Here is a 16,617-nt window from a genome sequence, read left to right on the forward strand (position 1 = left end):
ACCTGACTATGAATCGAAAAATCGCTATGTTCGCAGCGCTGTTTTTTTCGTCAACACTCTACGCCGCAGGTGCTGGCCACACGTTGACAGAGACCCATAAGCAACAGCGTACGGTAGATGCCTACGACACCGTATTTATTGAAGAAATGACTTGGGTGGAAGTACGCGACGCCATCGCCGAGGGCAAAACCACCGCCATTATCGCGACTGGCGGCGTGGAACAAAACGGTCCCTTTTTAGCCACTGGCAAGCACAACGTCATTTTGAAAGAAACCACCAATCGCATTGCTCGGCAGCTCGGCAATGCGCTGGTTGCCCCCATCGTGCCCTTTGTTCCTGAAGGTAACCACGACCCTGTGAGTGGCCACATGCGCTACTCAGGCACGATCAGCCTTAGTCTGGCAACCTATAAGAAATTATTGGAAGAAATTGCGCTCAGCCTGAAAATTCATGGCTTCGAAAATATTGTGTTCATCGGCGACAGTGGTGGTAACCAAACCGGGATGCAAGAGCTTACTGCCGAGCTAAATCAGCAATGGAAAAAGGAGAAAACTCAGGTTCACTATATTGCGGAATACTACGACAACCCCCGCTGGTCGAACTGGTTAGAAGCACGCAATATCGTGGAAGAAAAAGACGGCATTCATCACGATTTTCGTCACACCGCCTTGATGATGCTGGTAGACCCAATGAGTGTGCGCATGCCACAGCGCGTAAACAGCGGTGATTTCTCAGTGAATGGGGTCAGCCTGCTGCCATTAGAACGCACCTTGAAACTCGCCAACGAGCTCACAGATTACCAAGTGAATATCACTGTCGAGGCAATTAAAAACAGCATCGACAAACAATAATTGCCCTACTACCGCTGACTTACCTCAGGGTTATCCAATTGCTGCCAGCGGTTATAGCGAATCATCTGTTGCAACTCCGCCGTGTACTCGGTGCCACGTGCGGAGTACTCCACCAAACCTGCGGCCAGCGCTTCACCCTGCGGTGGAGATTGCCGGGCGCGAATATCGCGCAATTGGCGGTAGCCCGGGTGGGAATTTAAGGTTCGCATATAGGCCTGTACCGAGCCGGCAATGGATGTGAAGCTGGCGACTTCGTAAGTAGCGCCCTCTGGCCGATGTAAGGGCACCACCCCACAACCGGGGTTAAAACACCACAGGCCAAACAAGTTATTCCCCTCCCGGGCAAAACGGGACGTGCCCCAGGCACTTTCATTGGCACCCTGGGCCAGAGCCAAAGAGGGAGGCAGTTTATCGACCTTACTTAACAGCTCTTGCCAAGTGCCTTTATCATCCAAAGAAAAGCCTTTTACCCGATAATCGCCCGCCAGTTTTTGCAGCCATCGCTGTTCAGACGCAGAGAATGTTTGAGACTTGCGAAACAGGCATTGCAGCGCTTTTCTCTGTGCACCAATACGATTATTTTCTGCTTCCACTAACGGCAGCAAATAACCCACAAATGCCTGTTTGCGTTCTGTACCAGCAGGTAAACTTCGAAAGTCTGGAGTAGAAGATTGAGTCTGCGTGTGGCTATCGTCTAACGGCAAAGAAGGCAGGCATAGTGCGCTTGAAGGCCTAAGTAACAGAGCGCTAACGATGATAGACAACGGCAAAAATAGCGGAGCTAGACGAACGAATTGGGGTAGAGTAAATAAGCGAATGGCACAAATTCCTTACTTTTTATATTTATGCGCCCTATTTACCCTCTACTAGAAGAAAAAATCAAGATTCGCGGTTACGCTTTAGATACTCACACTTCTGTAGCAGTGATTCTATTTCTGCCACACCATCAGAATTTAAGTACAACTGACCGTCGATATCCTCTGAAATGTAACCTGACCCTTCATGCCACACTTCGTCACAGCGTTCACGAATAGTATTGAGCTGACGATCACGAAGAGGGGTAGACAAAAAATCTTCCCACCAGTATGCATCAATCTTCCCAGAAACCATACGCAGTAAAACCTTCTCTACTTCCTCTACAGTGGTATCTGCACCGCCGCGAAATAAACGCGCAAGCAACGCAAATGGCGCCAACAAAGGTAGGAACAGAAAAGTCAGTGCGTTTTTAATAGAGTGATTAGCATGCATCTTATTCAAAGCCTAGAAGGGTGTGGGAGCAATAGCAACTTTGCACTCAAAAAAAACTGCAGTTACCAGTACACTTCGACCACTAACGTTGAATGAGTTCATTATGACCGATCAATACGCTGTTTTTGGTAATCCTATTGGCCATAGTAAGTCACCGCTGATCCATCAGGCCTTTGCCAAACAGACTAACCAGCCCATCAACTACAACGCTCAGCTGGTGGCCCAAGACGGGTTTGAGGCGGCGGCCGATGATTTTTTTGCCACTGGGGGGCATGGCCTTAATATCACTGTGCCGTTCAAACAACAGGCGTTTGAATACGCCAATACGCTCAGCGAGCGGGCAAAGTGCGCTGGAGCCGTAAACACCCTGGCACGGCAAGAGGATGGCTCCGTACTGGGTGATAACACCGACGGCATTGGTATGGTGACGGATATTACCGCCAACCTGGGCTGGCAGATCAACGCCAAACGGGTATTACTACTGGGCGCCGGCGGGGCGGTACGTGGGGTGTTACAGCCATTACTGCAGCAGCAACCTACCTCCATCACTATTGCCAACCGTACCGTCGACAAAGCCCGCCAGCTCGCGGCTGAATTTAGCGGCTTGGGCTCCGTCAGTGGGTGTGGCTTTGAAGAATTAAATGGGCAGGCATTCGACCTGATTATTAACGGCACCAGCGCCAGTATTTCCGGCCAATTACCCCCACTTTCCAAAGAGTTGCTGGCACCAGGCTGTGGCTGTTACGACATGATGTACGGCAACGAGCCCACGGTTTTTATGAAGTGGGCAACCACTAATGGCGCAGCTAACGTGGCCGATGGTTTGGGGATGTTGGTGGAGCAGGCTGCAGAGTCCTTTGCCCTATGGAGAGGCGTGCGCCCAGGTACCGAAGAAGTCATCAATCAGTTGAGGGGTCAATAAGACGAACCACCTGGGTTTCTCGCTGCTTTTCTTCGGCAGTTCGATTTACCCGGGTATCCAGCTCGCGAGGAGGTGCCTGAAGGCGCAACTGCTCTTTAAAACCACAGCTTACGCATTCGCGGAAATTGTCATCGCCTTCTTTGTAGGCAACCACCTTATCCATCTCACCGCAACGGGGGCACACTGCCCCGGCAATAAACCGGGGCTTGGTTTTTTCAGGGGCGTTCGACATAAAAGGCTACAGGGCTAAATAGCCGTCGATTATAACCCGCTATTATCACAGCGGGCGATAAACCTGCCCGGAATAATCCGCAGGACGAATATTTTCAAAGCGCCTGACCACACGACCCTTGGCAGTAAGCTCGGTGACTTCTACAGTTACCGGTGACATCTTTGCCAAACCAAAATGCAACGGCGTATTGCTCTGCGAGCAGTAACCACTGCCGGTATCGACCATACGGGTAGCCAATACTTTGCCACTGGCACTGTCGTAAAGGCGCACTTCGGTACCCGGTTTGGCAAACTGGCCCTGTTGATCTCGCAGAGAAACTCTGAGCGAATGCCCTGCCCGCTTTTTAGGAAGCTGGTTGCGATAAAGCTGATGGGTTCCGCGCTTATGGTTGCTCGCCAGGGCAAGGTCCAGATCACCGTCGCCATCAAAGTCGCCCCAACGTATGCCGTGGTCGGCATCGCGACGGCGAATCAAGGCGCTTTTATCCGCGGGTAATACATCCACAAAGCCATTGCCAGTATTGCGGTACAGGTAATCCTGTTCGGCGAATACCCCACTGAGATAAGCGTTAACGTACAGATCGATGCGGCCATCGTTATCGTAGTCGCCCCAGTCCACACCAACCCCGTGAAAATCCCCATCCAGGCCCTGGCTGGCAGCCACTTCTACAAATTTGCCGGCACCCTCGTTGCGATACAGCAGGTTGTTGGCGTAGGTGGCCACAAACACATCCAAATCACCGTCGTTGTCGTAGTCAGCGACACCTACACCGGTGCTGCCCACATTCAACGGGCGGCGTGGGCGATCCATATTCAGCGAGGCGGCAATATCGGTAAACCGGCCGTTATCGTTACGGTAGAAACCGTCCCGGTCGCCACTTTGGTTGGCCAGGAACAAATCCAGGTCACCGTCTTTGTCCATATCAAACCAGGCGGCTCCCACACTGCGCCGAGGGTCCAACAAGCCCACGGCTTTGCTGACATCGGTAAAGCGTCCGTTGTCGTTACGGTACAAGCGATTGGCCCGGTCGCGCATGCAAATATAGATATCCAGGTCACCGTCGTTGTCGTAATCGATCCAACTGCTTTGCCGGGTGGTGCCAATCAGGTCCAGGCCAACATCTGCGGCAACATCGGTAAAACCACTGCCATTGCCATCGTTCCGATACAGGCGGTTGCGCGTCTGAGTATCGCGACCATAGCCCACGTACAAATCGAGGTGGCCGTCTGCATTGTAATCACCCCATGCAAGCACCCGGGCATCATCAATATCCTGGTGCCAACCTACCTTTTCAGCCACATCGGTAAATTTGCCGCCGCTGTTTTGATACAAGCGATTGGGGCGGTTTTTAAAGGTGACGGCCAAATCCAGATCACCGTCGTTGTCGTAATCTGCCCAGGCCACAGACTGAGCACCCGGTGCAGCAAACAAATCCGCCTGAACCGCCTCAAAGTCCGGTGTTGCGGAGCCGGCATAAGCCAACCCAATAACACTGTTCAGCAGCAGGCCTGACGCTATATGTCTTTTTGAGTAACGCATTTACTTCACCCCCACGGTTTCTGCGCCGGGTCTGCGAGTGTCTGAGTACCCAAAAAATAACCCGTCGCGATAAAGGATACTTTGCAAACTGCCCATGGTTTTACTGGCTTTCACCGGGTGGCCCATGGCTGTTAGTTTTTCGACAGTATCCGGACTGATGCCAGGTTCCAGGCTCAGGGTATCCGGCGACCACTGATGGTGAATGCGCGGCGCGTGGGTGGCATCCGCCAGGTTCATCTCAAATTCCAAGACATTCAGAATCAACTGCATTACCGTGGAAATAATTTTGCTGCCACCGGGGCTACCGGTAAGTAAAAGCGGCTTGCCATCGCGTATCACAATGGCCGGCGTCATTGAACTCACCGGGCGGCGGCCGGGGCGAATCAGGTTGTCTTCGCTGCCCTTGAGGCCGAAGGCGTCGGGGATGTCCGGGCTCAGGGTAAAGTTGCCCAGATTGTTATTCATAATGATGCCGGTACCTTCGGCGACAACACCGGAACCAAAAGAAAACATCAAGGTATAGGTGTTGGACACCGCGTTGCCGTCTTTATCCATCACCGAATAGTGAGTGGTTTCGTCGCTTTCATAAGGAGTCAAGTTGCCAGGTGCAATGTCGCTGGAGGGGCGAGCGCGCTGCAACGAGATGCCCTTAGCCAGGTCTGCCGCATAAGCTTTGCTGGTAAGCGCGGCAGTGGGAATATCCACATAGTCCGGATCACCCAGGTATTTGCTGCGATCCGCGTAGGCCAGCTTCATGGCCTCGGCCATTACGTGGTAAGCGGCAGCGCTGTTCTGGCCCATGGCCTTGAGATCAAAGTTCTCCAGAATATTGAGCATCTGTACAACATGGGTACCGCCAGAACTGGGAGCGGGCATGGCATGAACAGTAGCATCACCAAAGGTGCCGCTCACCGGTTTGCGCTCTGCCACCCGGTAGCTGGCCAAATCGTCCATGGTAATCAAGCCATTGTTAGCCGCCATATCCGCGACCATGCGCTTGCCAATGGCCCCCTGATAAAACGCCTTGGCGCCCTTTTTCGACAGCTGCTCCAACGACCAGCCCAAATCTTTTTGGCGCAGGATATCGCCAGCCTGGTAGCTGCTGCCGTCGGGTTTGATAAATATCTTGCGGGTGGATGGGTGACTGGACAGCACTTTGTGCTTGGTGCGCAGAATGCTGGCCAGGTCGTCGGTAACAACAAAGCCCTGTTTGGCAAGCTTAATGGCCGGGGCGGTAACTTGCTTCCAGCTCATGGTGCCGTATTTTTTCAGAATCCACTCAAAGCCAGCCACCGTGCCCGGCACCGCCGAGGAGCGGTAGCTAAAGTGATAGTCTTCGCGGGAAACTTTGACTTTGTTGCCGTTCTCATCAATCTCGAAAAACATATCCGAGTGCGCTGCGGCCGGCGCCGTCTCCCGGTAGTCCAGAGCAAAGGTGCGATTTTCTTCGGCGACGTGTACCAGCATAAAACCACCACCGCCGAGATTACCTGCCCTGGGCAGGGTGACCGCCAGCGCCAGGCCAACGGCCACAGCTGCATCAATGGCGTTGCCGCCATCCCGTAAAATTTGCGCACCCACCTGACTGGCCAAACTGTTTTGACTGGACACCATGCCGCCACGGCCGATAACCGGGTGGTGGCGAGTGGTGTAATCCACAATAGCGGGCTGGTGTTTGGCCTCTGCAAACACCAGCGATGGCACAGCCAGCAGCAACGACAGTGCCGTTGCAACAATGCGCTTACAAAACATATTACCTACCTCTTTTCTAATGATTTTTTCGAAGCTCTTGCTCGACCACGTTTTTCAAATAGGGATCAACCCACCAGCAATTTGGGCACCAACAGATAGCTCAGTACGCTGATGACCACAATGCCAGCTATATTCACCCAAACCCCCGCCCTGGCCATCTGCGGAATACTGACTCGGTCGGTAGCGAATACGATGGCATTGGGTGCCGTCGCCACTGGCAACATAAAGGCGCAACTGGCCGCCAGTGCCATGGGGGCCGCCAACAACATGGGATCGAGCCCGGCAACTGCGGCGATACTGCCCATTACTGGCAACAAGGTGGCGGTGGTGGCGGTGTTACTGGTGAGCTCGGTAAGGAAGATCACCAAGGTCACCAAAGCAAAAATTAAAATCAGCATGTGGAAGGTCGTCAGCGCGGCCAGGGCATCCCCCAACCACTCGGCCAGCCCGGTGGCACTGACCATACTGGCCAGGCTGAGGCCGCCGCCGAACAGCAGCAATACGCCCCATGGAATCTGGGCGGCGGTATTCCAGTCCAGCAGGCGGGTACCTTTCTCATTGGCGCAGCCGGAGGGAACCATAAACATGGCGATGGCACCGGCAATGGCAATAATGACATCACTGAGGCCATCCAAACCGGGCAGCTTTTGCAGCAGCGGGCGCGTCACCCAGGCCAGCGCGACACAGATAAACACAATCGCAGTACGGGTTTCTGGCACCGTTATCTTGCCCATTCCGGCCAGCTCATCACGTACCACATCGCCCACGTTGTCGTTGTGCTGGATATCGAATTTGAAGGCCAACCGGGTCAGCAGCCACCAAGCCAGCGGCACCAGTACCAACACCACCGGCACCCCCAGCAACATCCATTGCAGGAAGCCGATTTCCACGTTGTAGGTTTCCGACATATAGGCCGCCACCATCGCATTGGGTGGCGTACCCACCAAGGTGCCAAGGCCACCAATACTGGCCGAATAAGCAATGCCCAAAATCAGGCAGATAGTGAAGTTATCTTCTTTCTTATCGCCACCGATCAGCACCGAAGCCATAGACAGGGCAATAGGGATCATCATGATGGTAGTGGCGGTATTACTGATCCACATGGATAGAAATGCGCTAATGCCCATAAAGCCACCAATAATGGCGTAGGGGTGGTTGCCCACCTGACGCAAGATGGTCAGTGCCAAGCGGCGGTGTAGGTTCCAGCGCTGTAGGGCGGTGGCGATAATAAAGCCCCCCATCAACAGATAAATAACCGGGTGAGCATAAGGGGCTGTCGCCCCCTTCAAACTGACCAACCCCAACATAGGGAACAATACAATCGGCACCAGTGAAGTCATGGGCACCGGGATCGCCTCTGTGGCCCACCAACAAGCCATCAACAGCCCCACACCAGCGGTTACCCAGGCACTGTCGCTCATACCCTCTGGAGGCGGCGTCAATAAGGTCAGTAACAGCAGGCCAATACCCAAAGAAAAACCAATAATTCGTGCCATAAGGCCTACCCTTTTATTTTTTGTCTATGTGGATAACGTTTTTAACCGCTTTACACCTTAAATAATCGCGGCAGATTTTCACAGCGCCGGCCAATTGAATACTCCCAAGGACTTTGAAATACTGCGTTTGCCCAATCAACAGGACAATATCATGAACCCACTGCGCCCCTACCTGAATCATCGCCCACAGCTGGGCGATCGAGTGTACATCGACCCGGCCTGCACGGTGATTGGGGATGTGTTTCTCGGTGATGATTGTTCCGTATGGCCCGCCGCGGTGATTCGTGGCGATATGCATCGCATCCGTATTGGCCAACGCTGCAGCATTCAAGATGGCGCGGTGTTGCACATTACCCACGCCAGTGACTTTAACCCGGACGGCTGGCCGCTCACCCTGGGTGACGAAGTCACCGTTGGCCACCAAGCCGTACTTCACGGTTGCACTGTGGGCAGCCGGGTACTGATCGGGGTGGGCGCCATCGTGATGGACGGCGCGCTGGTACCGGATGAAACCATCGTCGGTGCAGGCTGTATGGTGCCACCGGGTAAACAATTGGAGAGCGGCTACGTTTATGTGGGCAATCCGGTAAAACAGCTGCGTCCGTTGAGTGATAAAGAACGGGCCTTTTTCACCTACACCGCGGGCAATTACGTCAAACTCAAAGACGAATACCTGACCGCGGTATAGGCAACCGCAAACAAAGGGATAAATTCAGTCAATTTCTTTTCAGGGAGGAAAAATGAAACAATTCATCACGCTGTTGATGCTGCTTTGCGTCACTTGCTGTTCTGCCCAGGCCGACAAGGGTTCGGCTTCGAAGCAACAGTGCCGCACATGGCTGCAACAACTGGACAAAGTTAACGACGAGCTGCGAGCCGGTTACAAAACCAAACGTGGCAACAAATTACGCAAACGCCGCCGGGCACTGCAATCCAAACTGCACCGCCAGTGCCACTGATTCCATACTGAGGACCTGTTCATGAAGTACCTGCACACTGCCATCGCCGCACTACTGCTGATAAGTGCCAATCTTGCCAATGCCGGGTGGACACTGAGCAATGAACTCTCCAGCGTCACCCTGGTGACCACCAAAGCCACTCATATCGCAGAAGTGCACCACTTTAAACAGCTATCAGGCTCGGTATCCCCGGGAAAGGCAAAGGTCGTGATCGACCTGGCCAGCATTCACACCAACATCGACATTCGCGACCAGCGCATGCGGGAAATGCTGTTTAATACCGCCACTTTTGCCAGCGCTACCATCAAAGCCAACGTGGATACCCAAGCCCTTGCCAGCCTCAAGGTGGGTGAACAATTGACACAAAACCTCACTGGCAGCCTCAGCTTACATGGTAAAACTCAAGATCTGGATTTGGGCCCCGTCAGCATTGTCCGCCTGACTGAAGGTCGGCTACTGGTGAACAATCAGCGACCCATTCTGGTGAATGCAGGTTCCTTTGATCTGGCAGCAGGGGTCGAAAAGCTACGCACGGTTGCCGGATTGCCCAGCATCAGCAATGCGGTGCCGGTAAGCTTCCATCTGATCTTTGAAAAGAAATAACGTCTCAGGATTCCTCAGGCCCTGCCACCCAGCATCAAACTAATTGACAAGCTGTCGGTCAGGCAGGGCCAGCGAATCAGTTCCCGGTCTATATCTCGCTGACGGCAGCGATCCACAAAGCTGGTAAGGCCGGACGTTTCACTCTCCCCCTGTTGAAGCCGGTTAACCGCCTTTTCCACGACACCGTCTAGGTGATTGGCAAACTGCTCACCGAGCAGCTGATGCACAATCAAATTAGAGCGAGTCATATCCATTGGTACCAGGGGCGCACCTAAGTGCGTCATATAACGGTCGTTGACTTCTTCGATCAGGCGGTGCGCCAGATAGGCCTCCGCCATCATTCCCATCAGACCGTCAGATATTTCCAGCCACTGACTTATTAGCTCGGGTGGGGACAGAAAAAAGTCACAGGCCGCTCCCATAACTGGCTCGATAGAACGCTCAATGCCGGCTTGCCTGGAGATATCCCCTGCGGCTTCAACAAACTCAGGCACATGCTCAATATAACGAATCACAAAGTTGAGCAAGGCAGGCACCGAGTTATCTACGGGCAACTGAATTGCCCGATGCAATTCGCCAACACGACTTTGCAGAAACTGCGATAGTCGGCCAGTTTCCACATCTTGCTCTCTGGCAACCCGAATAGCCTGCCGCAATCGGTCGATACTCATACTGTTAAGCTAGACAATAGCGACCACAAACACCAAACCAGAAGTTCATTGAACGTGACTGACACGGCTTACCAAGGTCGTAACTATTGTGTGGCGCGCTATGGGGTTTTGTGCAGGTGACGAAAAAGAAACCAACCCTGCTGTGATAACCGCCAAAAAGCCAGCCCCATAAACAAGCTGCGCGCGCCCATAAATACACAAAACGACAACCACAAACCGGTATTGCCCCAGGGTAACGTCAGCCACCAGCCGCCCAAAAATAACACCAGGGCGGCAAACATGGTGTTGCGCATTTCCCGGGTACGGCCCGCACCTAAAAACACGCCATCCAGGGTGTAGCAAACCGTTGCAAGCAGCGGCACTGCCACCAACCAAGCGTAATAAGTGTTGGCCAAGGTGGCGACTTCTGGCAGGTCGGTAAACACGCTCACAATGGCACCTTGGAAAACCCCATATAACCCGCTGGCCACAGCGGCAATAGTGACACCCCAGACTCCGCAGGCTCGACAAACACCATAAAAACGCTGCAGCTTGCGTGCACCAACCGCCTGGCCGGACAAGGACTCTGCCGCATGGGCAAAGCCATCCAGCCCATAGGACACCAGCAATACCAGCTGAATCAAAATCGCATTAGCGGCGACAACCTCACTGCCAAGGCGAGCCCCCTGAGCGGTAAAAAACGTAAACACAAACACCGCGCAGGCGGTGCGCAAAAACAAATCCCGGTTTACGACCAGCAAGCGCCTGTAACTGTGAAGCTGCAATAGTTGGCGGGGAGCCACATAACCACTGAGGTGGGCCAGCTGGTGGCGAACAAATAACAGCGCAACCGCCAATCCCAGATATTCCGCCAACAACGATGCCCAGGCCGCACCGGCGCTGTTCATCTGAAAACCCACAATAAACAAAAAGTCGAGGCCAATATTGGCGCCGTTAACCACCACCATAATGACCAGAGTTTGGCGCGCTCGCTGTAAACCCAACAGCCATCCAATGGCGGCGTAGCTGCATAATGTCGCCGGTGCCGCCCAGATGCGAATTTGGCAATACTCAAGAGCAATCCCGTAAATTTCGTCGCTGGGGCCCAGCAGCCACAGAATCAGCTGCAAAAGAGGCGCCTGGACAACAATCAACAGTGCACCCAAAGCAAAGGCCAACACCAGGGATTGCCACAACAACTCTCGACAACGCTGCTGGCTCCCCTGCCCCCAAGCCCTGGCCACCAAACCGGTAGTGCCCATGCGCAGAAACGACAACAACCACAAAACCAGAGTGAGCGCGCTGGCCCCTATTGCCACAGCACTGAGGTAACGGGCGCTGTCCAGGTGACCCAAAATGGCCGTGTCCACGACCCCCAGCAGCGGCCCACTGGCTCCGGCAATAATCATCGGCCAGGCAATCGCAATCACTCGGCGATGGATGGCGCGCTGATAACGTTGGCGAAGGCAGGAAGCAGACATATCAAGGTGGGGGGTTAAGCGGGCGAGGGATTGTAGCGGAAAGTCGGCGAAAACACCTTGTAAAAGCCGATTCTCACCAAAAATCAGTTGACTTATACGTACCAAGTTTTTGATACTCGACCCCTGTTTACTCAGGGCTATCAGAATGCCCTTGTGTGAGCAATACATAAAAAGAAGTACAGGGTGCACCAACACAAGACACCCGATATAAAAAAACAAAAAAGACAGTAAAGAACAAAAAAGATAGCGCCTCGCCGCGCTGAAAGTTCTACAACAGGAGAACGGGTAATGTTCGCACGAGCTAAACAGCTAACAATGCTGTTGCTGGGCTCTGCGTGTCTTTGGGGGGGCAGTGCCCTTGCCGCGGACAGCGCAGGCCGATCGGATGAAAACATGCCGATTGGTGTCACCCCGGTAAGCCAGACGGTTTACGACATTCATATGCTGATGTTCTGGATCTGCGTCGCCATTGGGGTACTCACCTTTGGCGCCTTGATCTTCAGCCTGATCAAATACCGCAAATCCAAAGGCGCTGTGGCCGCCAATTTCCACGAAAGCACCAAAGTGGAAATCGCCTGGACCGTTATTCCTTTTATTATCCTTATTGGCATGGCATGGCCGGCCACCACCGCACTGATCGAAGTGTACGACAGCGATGAAGCGGAACTGGACATCAAAGTGACCGGCTCCCAGTGGAAATGGCGCTACGACTACATCGGTGAAGATGTTGGCTTCCTGAGCATTCTTTCCACCCCACGAGACCAGATTGAAAACAAAACCGCCAAAGGCGAATTCTACCTGCAAGAAGTGGATGAGCCGCTGGTATTGCCAGTGGGCAAAAAAGTCCGCTTCCTGGTCACCGCCTCTGACGTTATTCACTCCTGGTGGGTGCCGGACCTGGCGGTAAAACGCGACGCTATACCCGGCTTTACCCACGAAAGCTGGGCCTATATCGAAAAAGCAGGCACTTATCGTGGCTACTGCGCCGAACTGTGCGGCAAAGACCACGCGTTTATGCCCATCGTGGTAAAAGCCGTACCCGAGGCGGAGTACAACGACTGGCTGGCTCAGAAAAAACAAGAAGCGGCGGAATTGCGCGCCCTCACCAGCAAAGTCTTTACCCTGGATGAGCTGATGGCTCGCGGCAAAGACGTATACAGCAAGAACTGTGCAGCCTGCCACCTGGAAAATGGCGAAGGGGTTCAAGGCGCCTTCCCTGCCCTCAAAGGCAGTCCAATGGCAATTGAAGCGGATCAGCTCACCGCCCACATCGACATCGTGGTCAACGGCAAGTCCGGCACCGCCATGCAAGCCTTTGGCGGCAATATTTCCGATGTGGATTTGGCGGCAGTGATTACCTACGAGCGCAACGCCTGGGGCAACAACACTGGCGAAATTGTGCAGCCCGTTGACGTTTACAACCACCGCAAAGGCGAATAGGAGAAAAGATCATGGCACATGGTCCTGCTAAAGGTATTCGCCGCTGGCTGTATACCACCAACCACAAAGACATCGGTTCCCTCTACCTCTGGTTCAGTTTCGCCATGTTTATCCTCGGCGGCGCGTTCGCCATGATAATCCGCGCCGAGCTGTTCCAGCCGGGCATGCAATTGGTGGAGCCGGAATTTTTTAACCAGATGACCACCATGCACGGCCTGGTGATGGTGTTCGGCGCCATCATGCCCGCCTTTGTGGGTCTGGCCAACTGGATGATCCCGATGATGATCGGCGCGCCGGATATGGCGCTACCGCGGATGAACAACCTGTCATTTTGGTTATTGCCACCAGCGTTTTTGATGCTGGCGGCTACCCTCTTTACTGAAGGCGGCGCACCGCAAGCGGGCTGGACGTTCTACGCACCCCTGTCCACCACCTACGCCAATCCCCTGACTGCGACCATCTTTATTTTCGCGGTGCACACCATGGGCGCGTCGTCGATCATGGGGTCTATCAACATCATCGCCACTATCCTCAATATGCGCGCACCGGGCATGAGCTATATGAAAATGCCCCTGTTCGTATGGACCTGGCTGATCACTGCCTTCCTACTGGTGGCAGTAATGCCGGTACTGGCAGGCGCGGTGACCATGATGCTGATGGACATTCACGGCGGCACCAGCTTCTTTGATGCGGCCGGCGGCGGTGACCCGGTACTGTTCCAACACGTGTTCTGGTTCTTCGGTCACCCGGAGGTGTACATCATCATCTTGCCAGCGTTTGGCGTGATTTCGCAGATTATCCCCACCTTTTCGCGCAAGCCGCTGTTCGGTTACTCCTCTATGGTGTACGCCACCGCGTCCATTGCGCTGCTGTCGTTTATCGTCTGGGCGCACCACATGTTTACCGTGGGTATGCCGCTGGCCGGTGAGCTGTTCTTTATGTACGCCACCATGCTGATTGCGGTGCCCACTGGGGTGAAGGTGTTCAACTGGATCGCCACCATGTTCAAAGGCTCCATTACCTTTGAAACGCCGATGCTGTTCTCGCTGGCGTTTCTGGTGCTGTTCACCATCGGCGGTTTTACCGGGGTGATGCTGTCCATCGCCCCGGCGGACTTCCAGTATCACGACAGCTATTTCGTGGTGGCCCACTTCCACTACGTGATGGTTGCCGGTGCGGTGTTCAGTATGTCGGCGGCGGTGTACTACTGGCTGCCCAAGTGGACCGGCCGCATGTACAGCGAACCGCTGGCTCAGGTGCACTTCTGGACCTCGTTTATCGGCTTCAACCTGACCTTCTTCCCACAGCACTTTGTGGGCCTGGCGGGTATGCCGCGACGCTACTCGGACTACGCCCTGCAATTTGCCGATTACAACATGATCTCCAGCTGTGGTGCCTTCCTTTACGGCATCTCCCAGATCCTGTTCCTGGTGATTATTATTCTGACCATCAAGGGCGGCAAGAAAACCACTGCCGACAAAACTTGGGAAGGGGCTGAAGGTCTGGAGTGGACAGTACCGTCACCGGCGCCTTATCACACCTTTTCAACCCCCCCAACAGTGAAATAAAGCCATGACCGAACACTCCACGGCAACCGACATTCACAAAGCAGGCAGCGCCAACCGGCGCATTGTGCTGTGGGCGTTGGCCATTGTCGTGGGCATGGGCTGCTTTTCGTTCGCCCTGGTGCCGCTGTACAACGTGTTCTGCGATATCACCGGCCTCAACGCCAAAATCGAAGAATCCTCCTATGAGGCCGTACCGGCTGCGGTGGACACCAGCCGCACCGTCAAAGTGCAGTTTCTGGCCACCAACAACGAGAGCATGCCTTGGCAATTCGGCCCCGCCCTTGAACAGGTGCGGGTTCACCCTGGCGAACAAACCACCATTGAATTCGTTGCCAACAACACCACTGGAAACGACATGGTGGCCCAGGCGGTACCCAGCGTAGTGCCCTTCAAGGCGGTGGATTACTTCCACAAAATGGAATGCTTCTGCTTTGAGCGTCAGCCGCTTAAAGCGGGGGAGTCGGCCAAGTTACCGATGGTATTTACCATCGACCCGGAACTCCCCAAACAGATTCACACCATCACCCTCTCCTATACTTTGTTTGACGTTACCGAAATGGATGCCAAGGCATCCAGCGGCACCATCGACTGGGGCAAAGGGTAAGTGAGGGACGATGAACATCGCGGAGAAAAATAATGTCTAGCGAAATCGCACAAGATGGCAATAACCAAGAGCATGGCGCAGCCAGCGAACATGAAAATTATTACGTGCCCGCTTCCAGCCGCCTGCCCATCCTCACGGCTCTGGGCCTCGGGGTTACCCTGTTTGGCGCCTCTCACTGGCTGGTGGGTTCAACTGTACTCGGTTTTACCGGGCAACAGATTTTTATCGTCGGCTGCCTGTTTTTTGCGGGCGTTATGGCCAGCTGGTGGAATACCGTTATCCAGGAAAACCTAGCCGGCCTGCCCAGCGACCAGCTGAAACGCTCCTACGTGTGGGGGATGGGCTGGTTTATCTTCTCCGAAGTGATGTTCTTCTTCATCTTCTTCTTCGCCCTGGCTTACGTGCGTATCTATTCCCTGGACTGGCTCGCCGCTGACCCGGAATGGGCGGGGTTTAACGCCGAATGGCCACTGATGACCACGCCAGATCAGGCGGCGAATGGCGACGACGCAAAATTCAAAGGGCCAGACGCCATTATCGACCCATGGCACCTGCCGCTGCTCAACACCATCATCCTGATTGCTTCCAGTTTTACCGTGCATATTGCCCATAACGCCATCAAAGCGGGCAAGCGCAACGCCTTTAACCTGTGGCTGGGTATTACTGTGATCTTGGGCGGCACCTTCTTGTACTTCCAAGTCGTGGAATATATCGAGGCCTATCAGGACTTGGGTTTGACTCTGGAATCCGGCATCTACGGCACCACCTTCTTTATGCTCACCGGTTTCCACGGTGCCCACGTCACCATGGGTACCATTATGCTGTTGATTCAGCTGCTGCGTTCCGTGTTTGGTAACCACTTCAAAAAGGACGATCACTTTGGTTTTGAAGCGGCCTCATGGTACTGGCACTTTGTAGACGTGGTGTGGATCTGCCTGTTCATCTTTGTGTACATCTTGTAATTGAAAGCCCGTCATTGCGGGGAGCATTGTTTAAACAAAGCTACTCGCAATGACGAATCAGTACCTGCCATGCCAGGGGGCCTGCAAACTCAGCTCCCCGGTATGCACCCCGTACACAATGGCGGTAACCAGCAAGGCTGCCAAGCCGATTCGGATACCCAGCGCATAGAGCGTGCGCTTGCGGCTTCCCAGATCTTTGAACAGAAATACCAGGCCACTAGTAAGGCTAACCACCATGGCTATTAGCAGTAGAACAATAACAATCTTGAGCCACATACTTGTTTTTATCCGTTTTTATCGTTGTTAATCG

The 16,617-nt window shown here is 53.9% G+C and carries 18 protein-coding genes; 9 read left to right on the forward strand and 9 right to left on the reverse strand.

Annotation, left to right across the window (positions count from 1 at the left end; translation table 11 throughout):
* Positions 1-8 precede the first annotated feature (8 nt).
* Positions 9-851 carry a creatininase family protein gene (locus tag KFE80_09280; GenBank protein ID UTW44586.1) on the forward strand — a complete coding sequence of 281 codons (843 nt, stop codon included), beginning with the start codon at positions 9-11 and terminating at the stop codon, positions 849-851.
* An 8-nt stretch (positions 852-859) separates the two neighbouring features.
* On the opposite strand, the gene KFE80_09285 is transcribed toward KFE80_09280, so the two are convergent.
* Both KFE80_09285 and KFE80_09290 read right to left on the reverse strand, forming a co-directional pair.
* Complete coding sequence (locus KFE80_09285; GenBank protein ID UTW44587.1) at positions 860-1,555, reverse strand: glucosaminidase domain-containing protein; 696 nt, start codon at positions 1,553-1,555, stop codon at positions 860-862.
* Positions 1,556-1,730: 175 nt separating this feature from the next.
* Positions 1,731-2,099, reverse strand: coding sequence for a hypothetical protein (locus KFE80_09290; GenBank protein ID UTW44588.1), 369 nt, complete (start codon positions 2,097-2,099; stop codon positions 1,731-1,733).
* Positions 2,100-2,202: 103 nt separating this feature from the next.
* Here KFE80_09290 and aroE point away from each other — a divergent pair, with 103 nt between their 5' ends.
* On the forward strand, positions 2,203-3,021 hold the full coding sequence (gene aroE, locus KFE80_09295) for a shikimate dehydrogenase (protein UTW44589.1): 819 nt from the start codon (positions 2,203-2,205) through the stop codon (positions 3,019-3,021).
* On the opposite strand, the gene KFE80_09300 is transcribed toward aroE, so the two are convergent.
* The 4 genes from KFE80_09300 to KFE80_09315 all read right to left on the reverse strand — a co-directional run bounded on the left by KFE80_09300 (position 2,999) and on the right by KFE80_09315 (position 8,040).
* On the reverse strand, positions 2,999-3,253 hold the full coding sequence (locus KFE80_09300; GenBank protein UTW44590.1) for a YheV family putative metal-binding protein: 255 nt from the start codon (positions 3,251-3,253) through the stop codon (positions 2,999-3,001). The genes aroE and KFE80_09300 overlap by 23 nt on opposite strands.
* A 45-nt stretch (positions 3,254-3,298) precedes the next feature.
* Positions 3,299-4,792 (reverse strand): CRTAC1 family protein, encoded by a 1,494-nt coding sequence (locus KFE80_09305; protein ID UTW44591.1) that lies wholly within the window; start codon positions 4,790-4,792, stop codon positions 3,299-3,301.
* Positions 4,793-6,544, reverse strand: a complete 1,752-nt coding sequence (gene ggt / locus KFE80_09310; GenBank protein ID UTW44592.1) for a gamma-glutamyltransferase — start codon at positions 6,542-6,544, stop codon at positions 4,793-4,795.
* Positions 6,545-6,609: 65 nt separating this feature from the next.
* Entirely contained in the window at positions 6,610-8,040 is a 1,431-nt protein-coding gene (locus KFE80_09315; protein ID UTW44593.1) for a DASS family sodium-coupled anion symporter, read from the reverse strand.
* A gap of 151 nt (positions 8,041-8,191) precedes the next feature.
* On the opposite strand from KFE80_09315, the gene KFE80_09320 reads away from it, so the two are divergent.
* From KFE80_09320 to KFE80_09330, 3 genes are read left to right on the forward strand one after another with little or no spacing between them, the layout of a single operon-like run.
* Positions 8,192-8,728 (forward strand): gamma carbonic anhydrase family protein, encoded by a 537-nt coding sequence (locus KFE80_09320; protein UTW46685.1) that lies wholly within the window; start codon positions 8,192-8,194, stop codon positions 8,726-8,728.
* Between the two features lie 52 nt (positions 8,729-8,780).
* Positions 8,781-8,999, forward strand: a complete 219-nt coding sequence (locus KFE80_09325) for a hypothetical protein (protein UTW44594.1) — start codon at positions 8,781-8,783, stop codon at positions 8,997-8,999.
* 21 nt (positions 9,000-9,020) lie between these two features.
* Positions 9,021-9,602 (forward strand): YceI family protein, encoded by a 582-nt coding sequence (locus tag KFE80_09330; protein ID UTW44595.1) that lies wholly within the window; start codon positions 9,021-9,023, stop codon positions 9,600-9,602.
* A 14-nt stretch (positions 9,603-9,616) separates the two neighbouring features.
* Here KFE80_09330 and KFE80_09335 read toward each other — a convergent pair whose 3' ends face one another.
* Both KFE80_09335 and KFE80_09340 read right to left on the reverse strand, forming a co-directional pair.
* Positions 9,617-10,273 (reverse strand): hypothetical protein, encoded by a 657-nt coding sequence (locus KFE80_09335; GenBank protein ID UTW44596.1) that lies wholly within the window; start codon positions 10,271-10,273, stop codon positions 9,617-9,619.
* Positions 10,274-10,371: 98 nt separating this feature from the next.
* Positions 10,372-11,733, reverse strand: coding sequence for an MATE family efflux transporter (locus KFE80_09340; protein ID UTW44597.1), 1,362 nt, complete (start codon positions 11,731-11,733; stop codon positions 10,372-10,374).
* A 288-nt stretch (positions 11,734-12,021) separates the two neighbouring features.
* Here KFE80_09340 and coxB point away from each other — a divergent pair, with 288 nt between their 5' ends.
* From coxB to KFE80_09360, 4 genes are read left to right on the forward strand one after another with little or no spacing between them, the layout of a single operon-like run.
* Positions 12,022-13,173, forward strand: coding sequence for a cytochrome c oxidase subunit II (gene coxB, locus KFE80_09345; GenBank protein UTW44598.1), 1,152 nt, complete (start codon positions 12,022-12,024; stop codon positions 13,171-13,173).
* An 11-nt stretch (positions 13,174-13,184) separates the two neighbouring features.
* On the forward strand, positions 13,185-14,741 hold the full coding sequence (gene ctaD, locus KFE80_09350; GenBank protein ID UTW44599.1) for a cytochrome c oxidase subunit I: 1,557 nt from the start codon (positions 13,185-13,187) through the stop codon (positions 14,739-14,741).
* A 4-nt stretch (positions 14,742-14,745) separates the two neighbouring features.
* A complete protein-coding gene (locus KFE80_09355) occupies positions 14,746-15,345 on the forward strand; it encodes a cytochrome c oxidase assembly protein (protein UTW44600.1) in 600 nt (199 codons plus the stop codon).
* A 32-nt stretch (positions 15,346-15,377) separates the two neighbouring features.
* Positions 15,378-16,307 carry a cytochrome c oxidase subunit 3 gene (locus tag KFE80_09360; GenBank protein UTW44601.1) on the forward strand — a complete coding sequence of 310 codons (930 nt, stop codon included), beginning with the start codon at positions 15,378-15,380 and terminating at the stop codon, positions 16,305-16,307.
* A 57-nt stretch (positions 16,308-16,364) separates the two neighbouring features.
* Here KFE80_09360 and KFE80_09365 read toward each other — a convergent pair whose 3' ends face one another.
* Positions 16,365-16,583: a twin transmembrane helix small protein gene (locus tag KFE80_09365; protein UTW44602.1), complete on the reverse strand. Its 219-nt coding sequence runs from the start codon at positions 16,581-16,583 to the stop codon at positions 16,365-16,367.
* Positions 16,584-16,617: the final 34 nt, after the last annotated feature.

It is taken from the genome of bacterium SCSIO 12696 (assembly GCA_024397955.1).
In the GTDB taxonomy this organism is placed as follows: domain Bacteria; phylum Pseudomonadota; class Gammaproteobacteria; order Pseudomonadales; family Porticoccaceae; genus SCSIO-12696.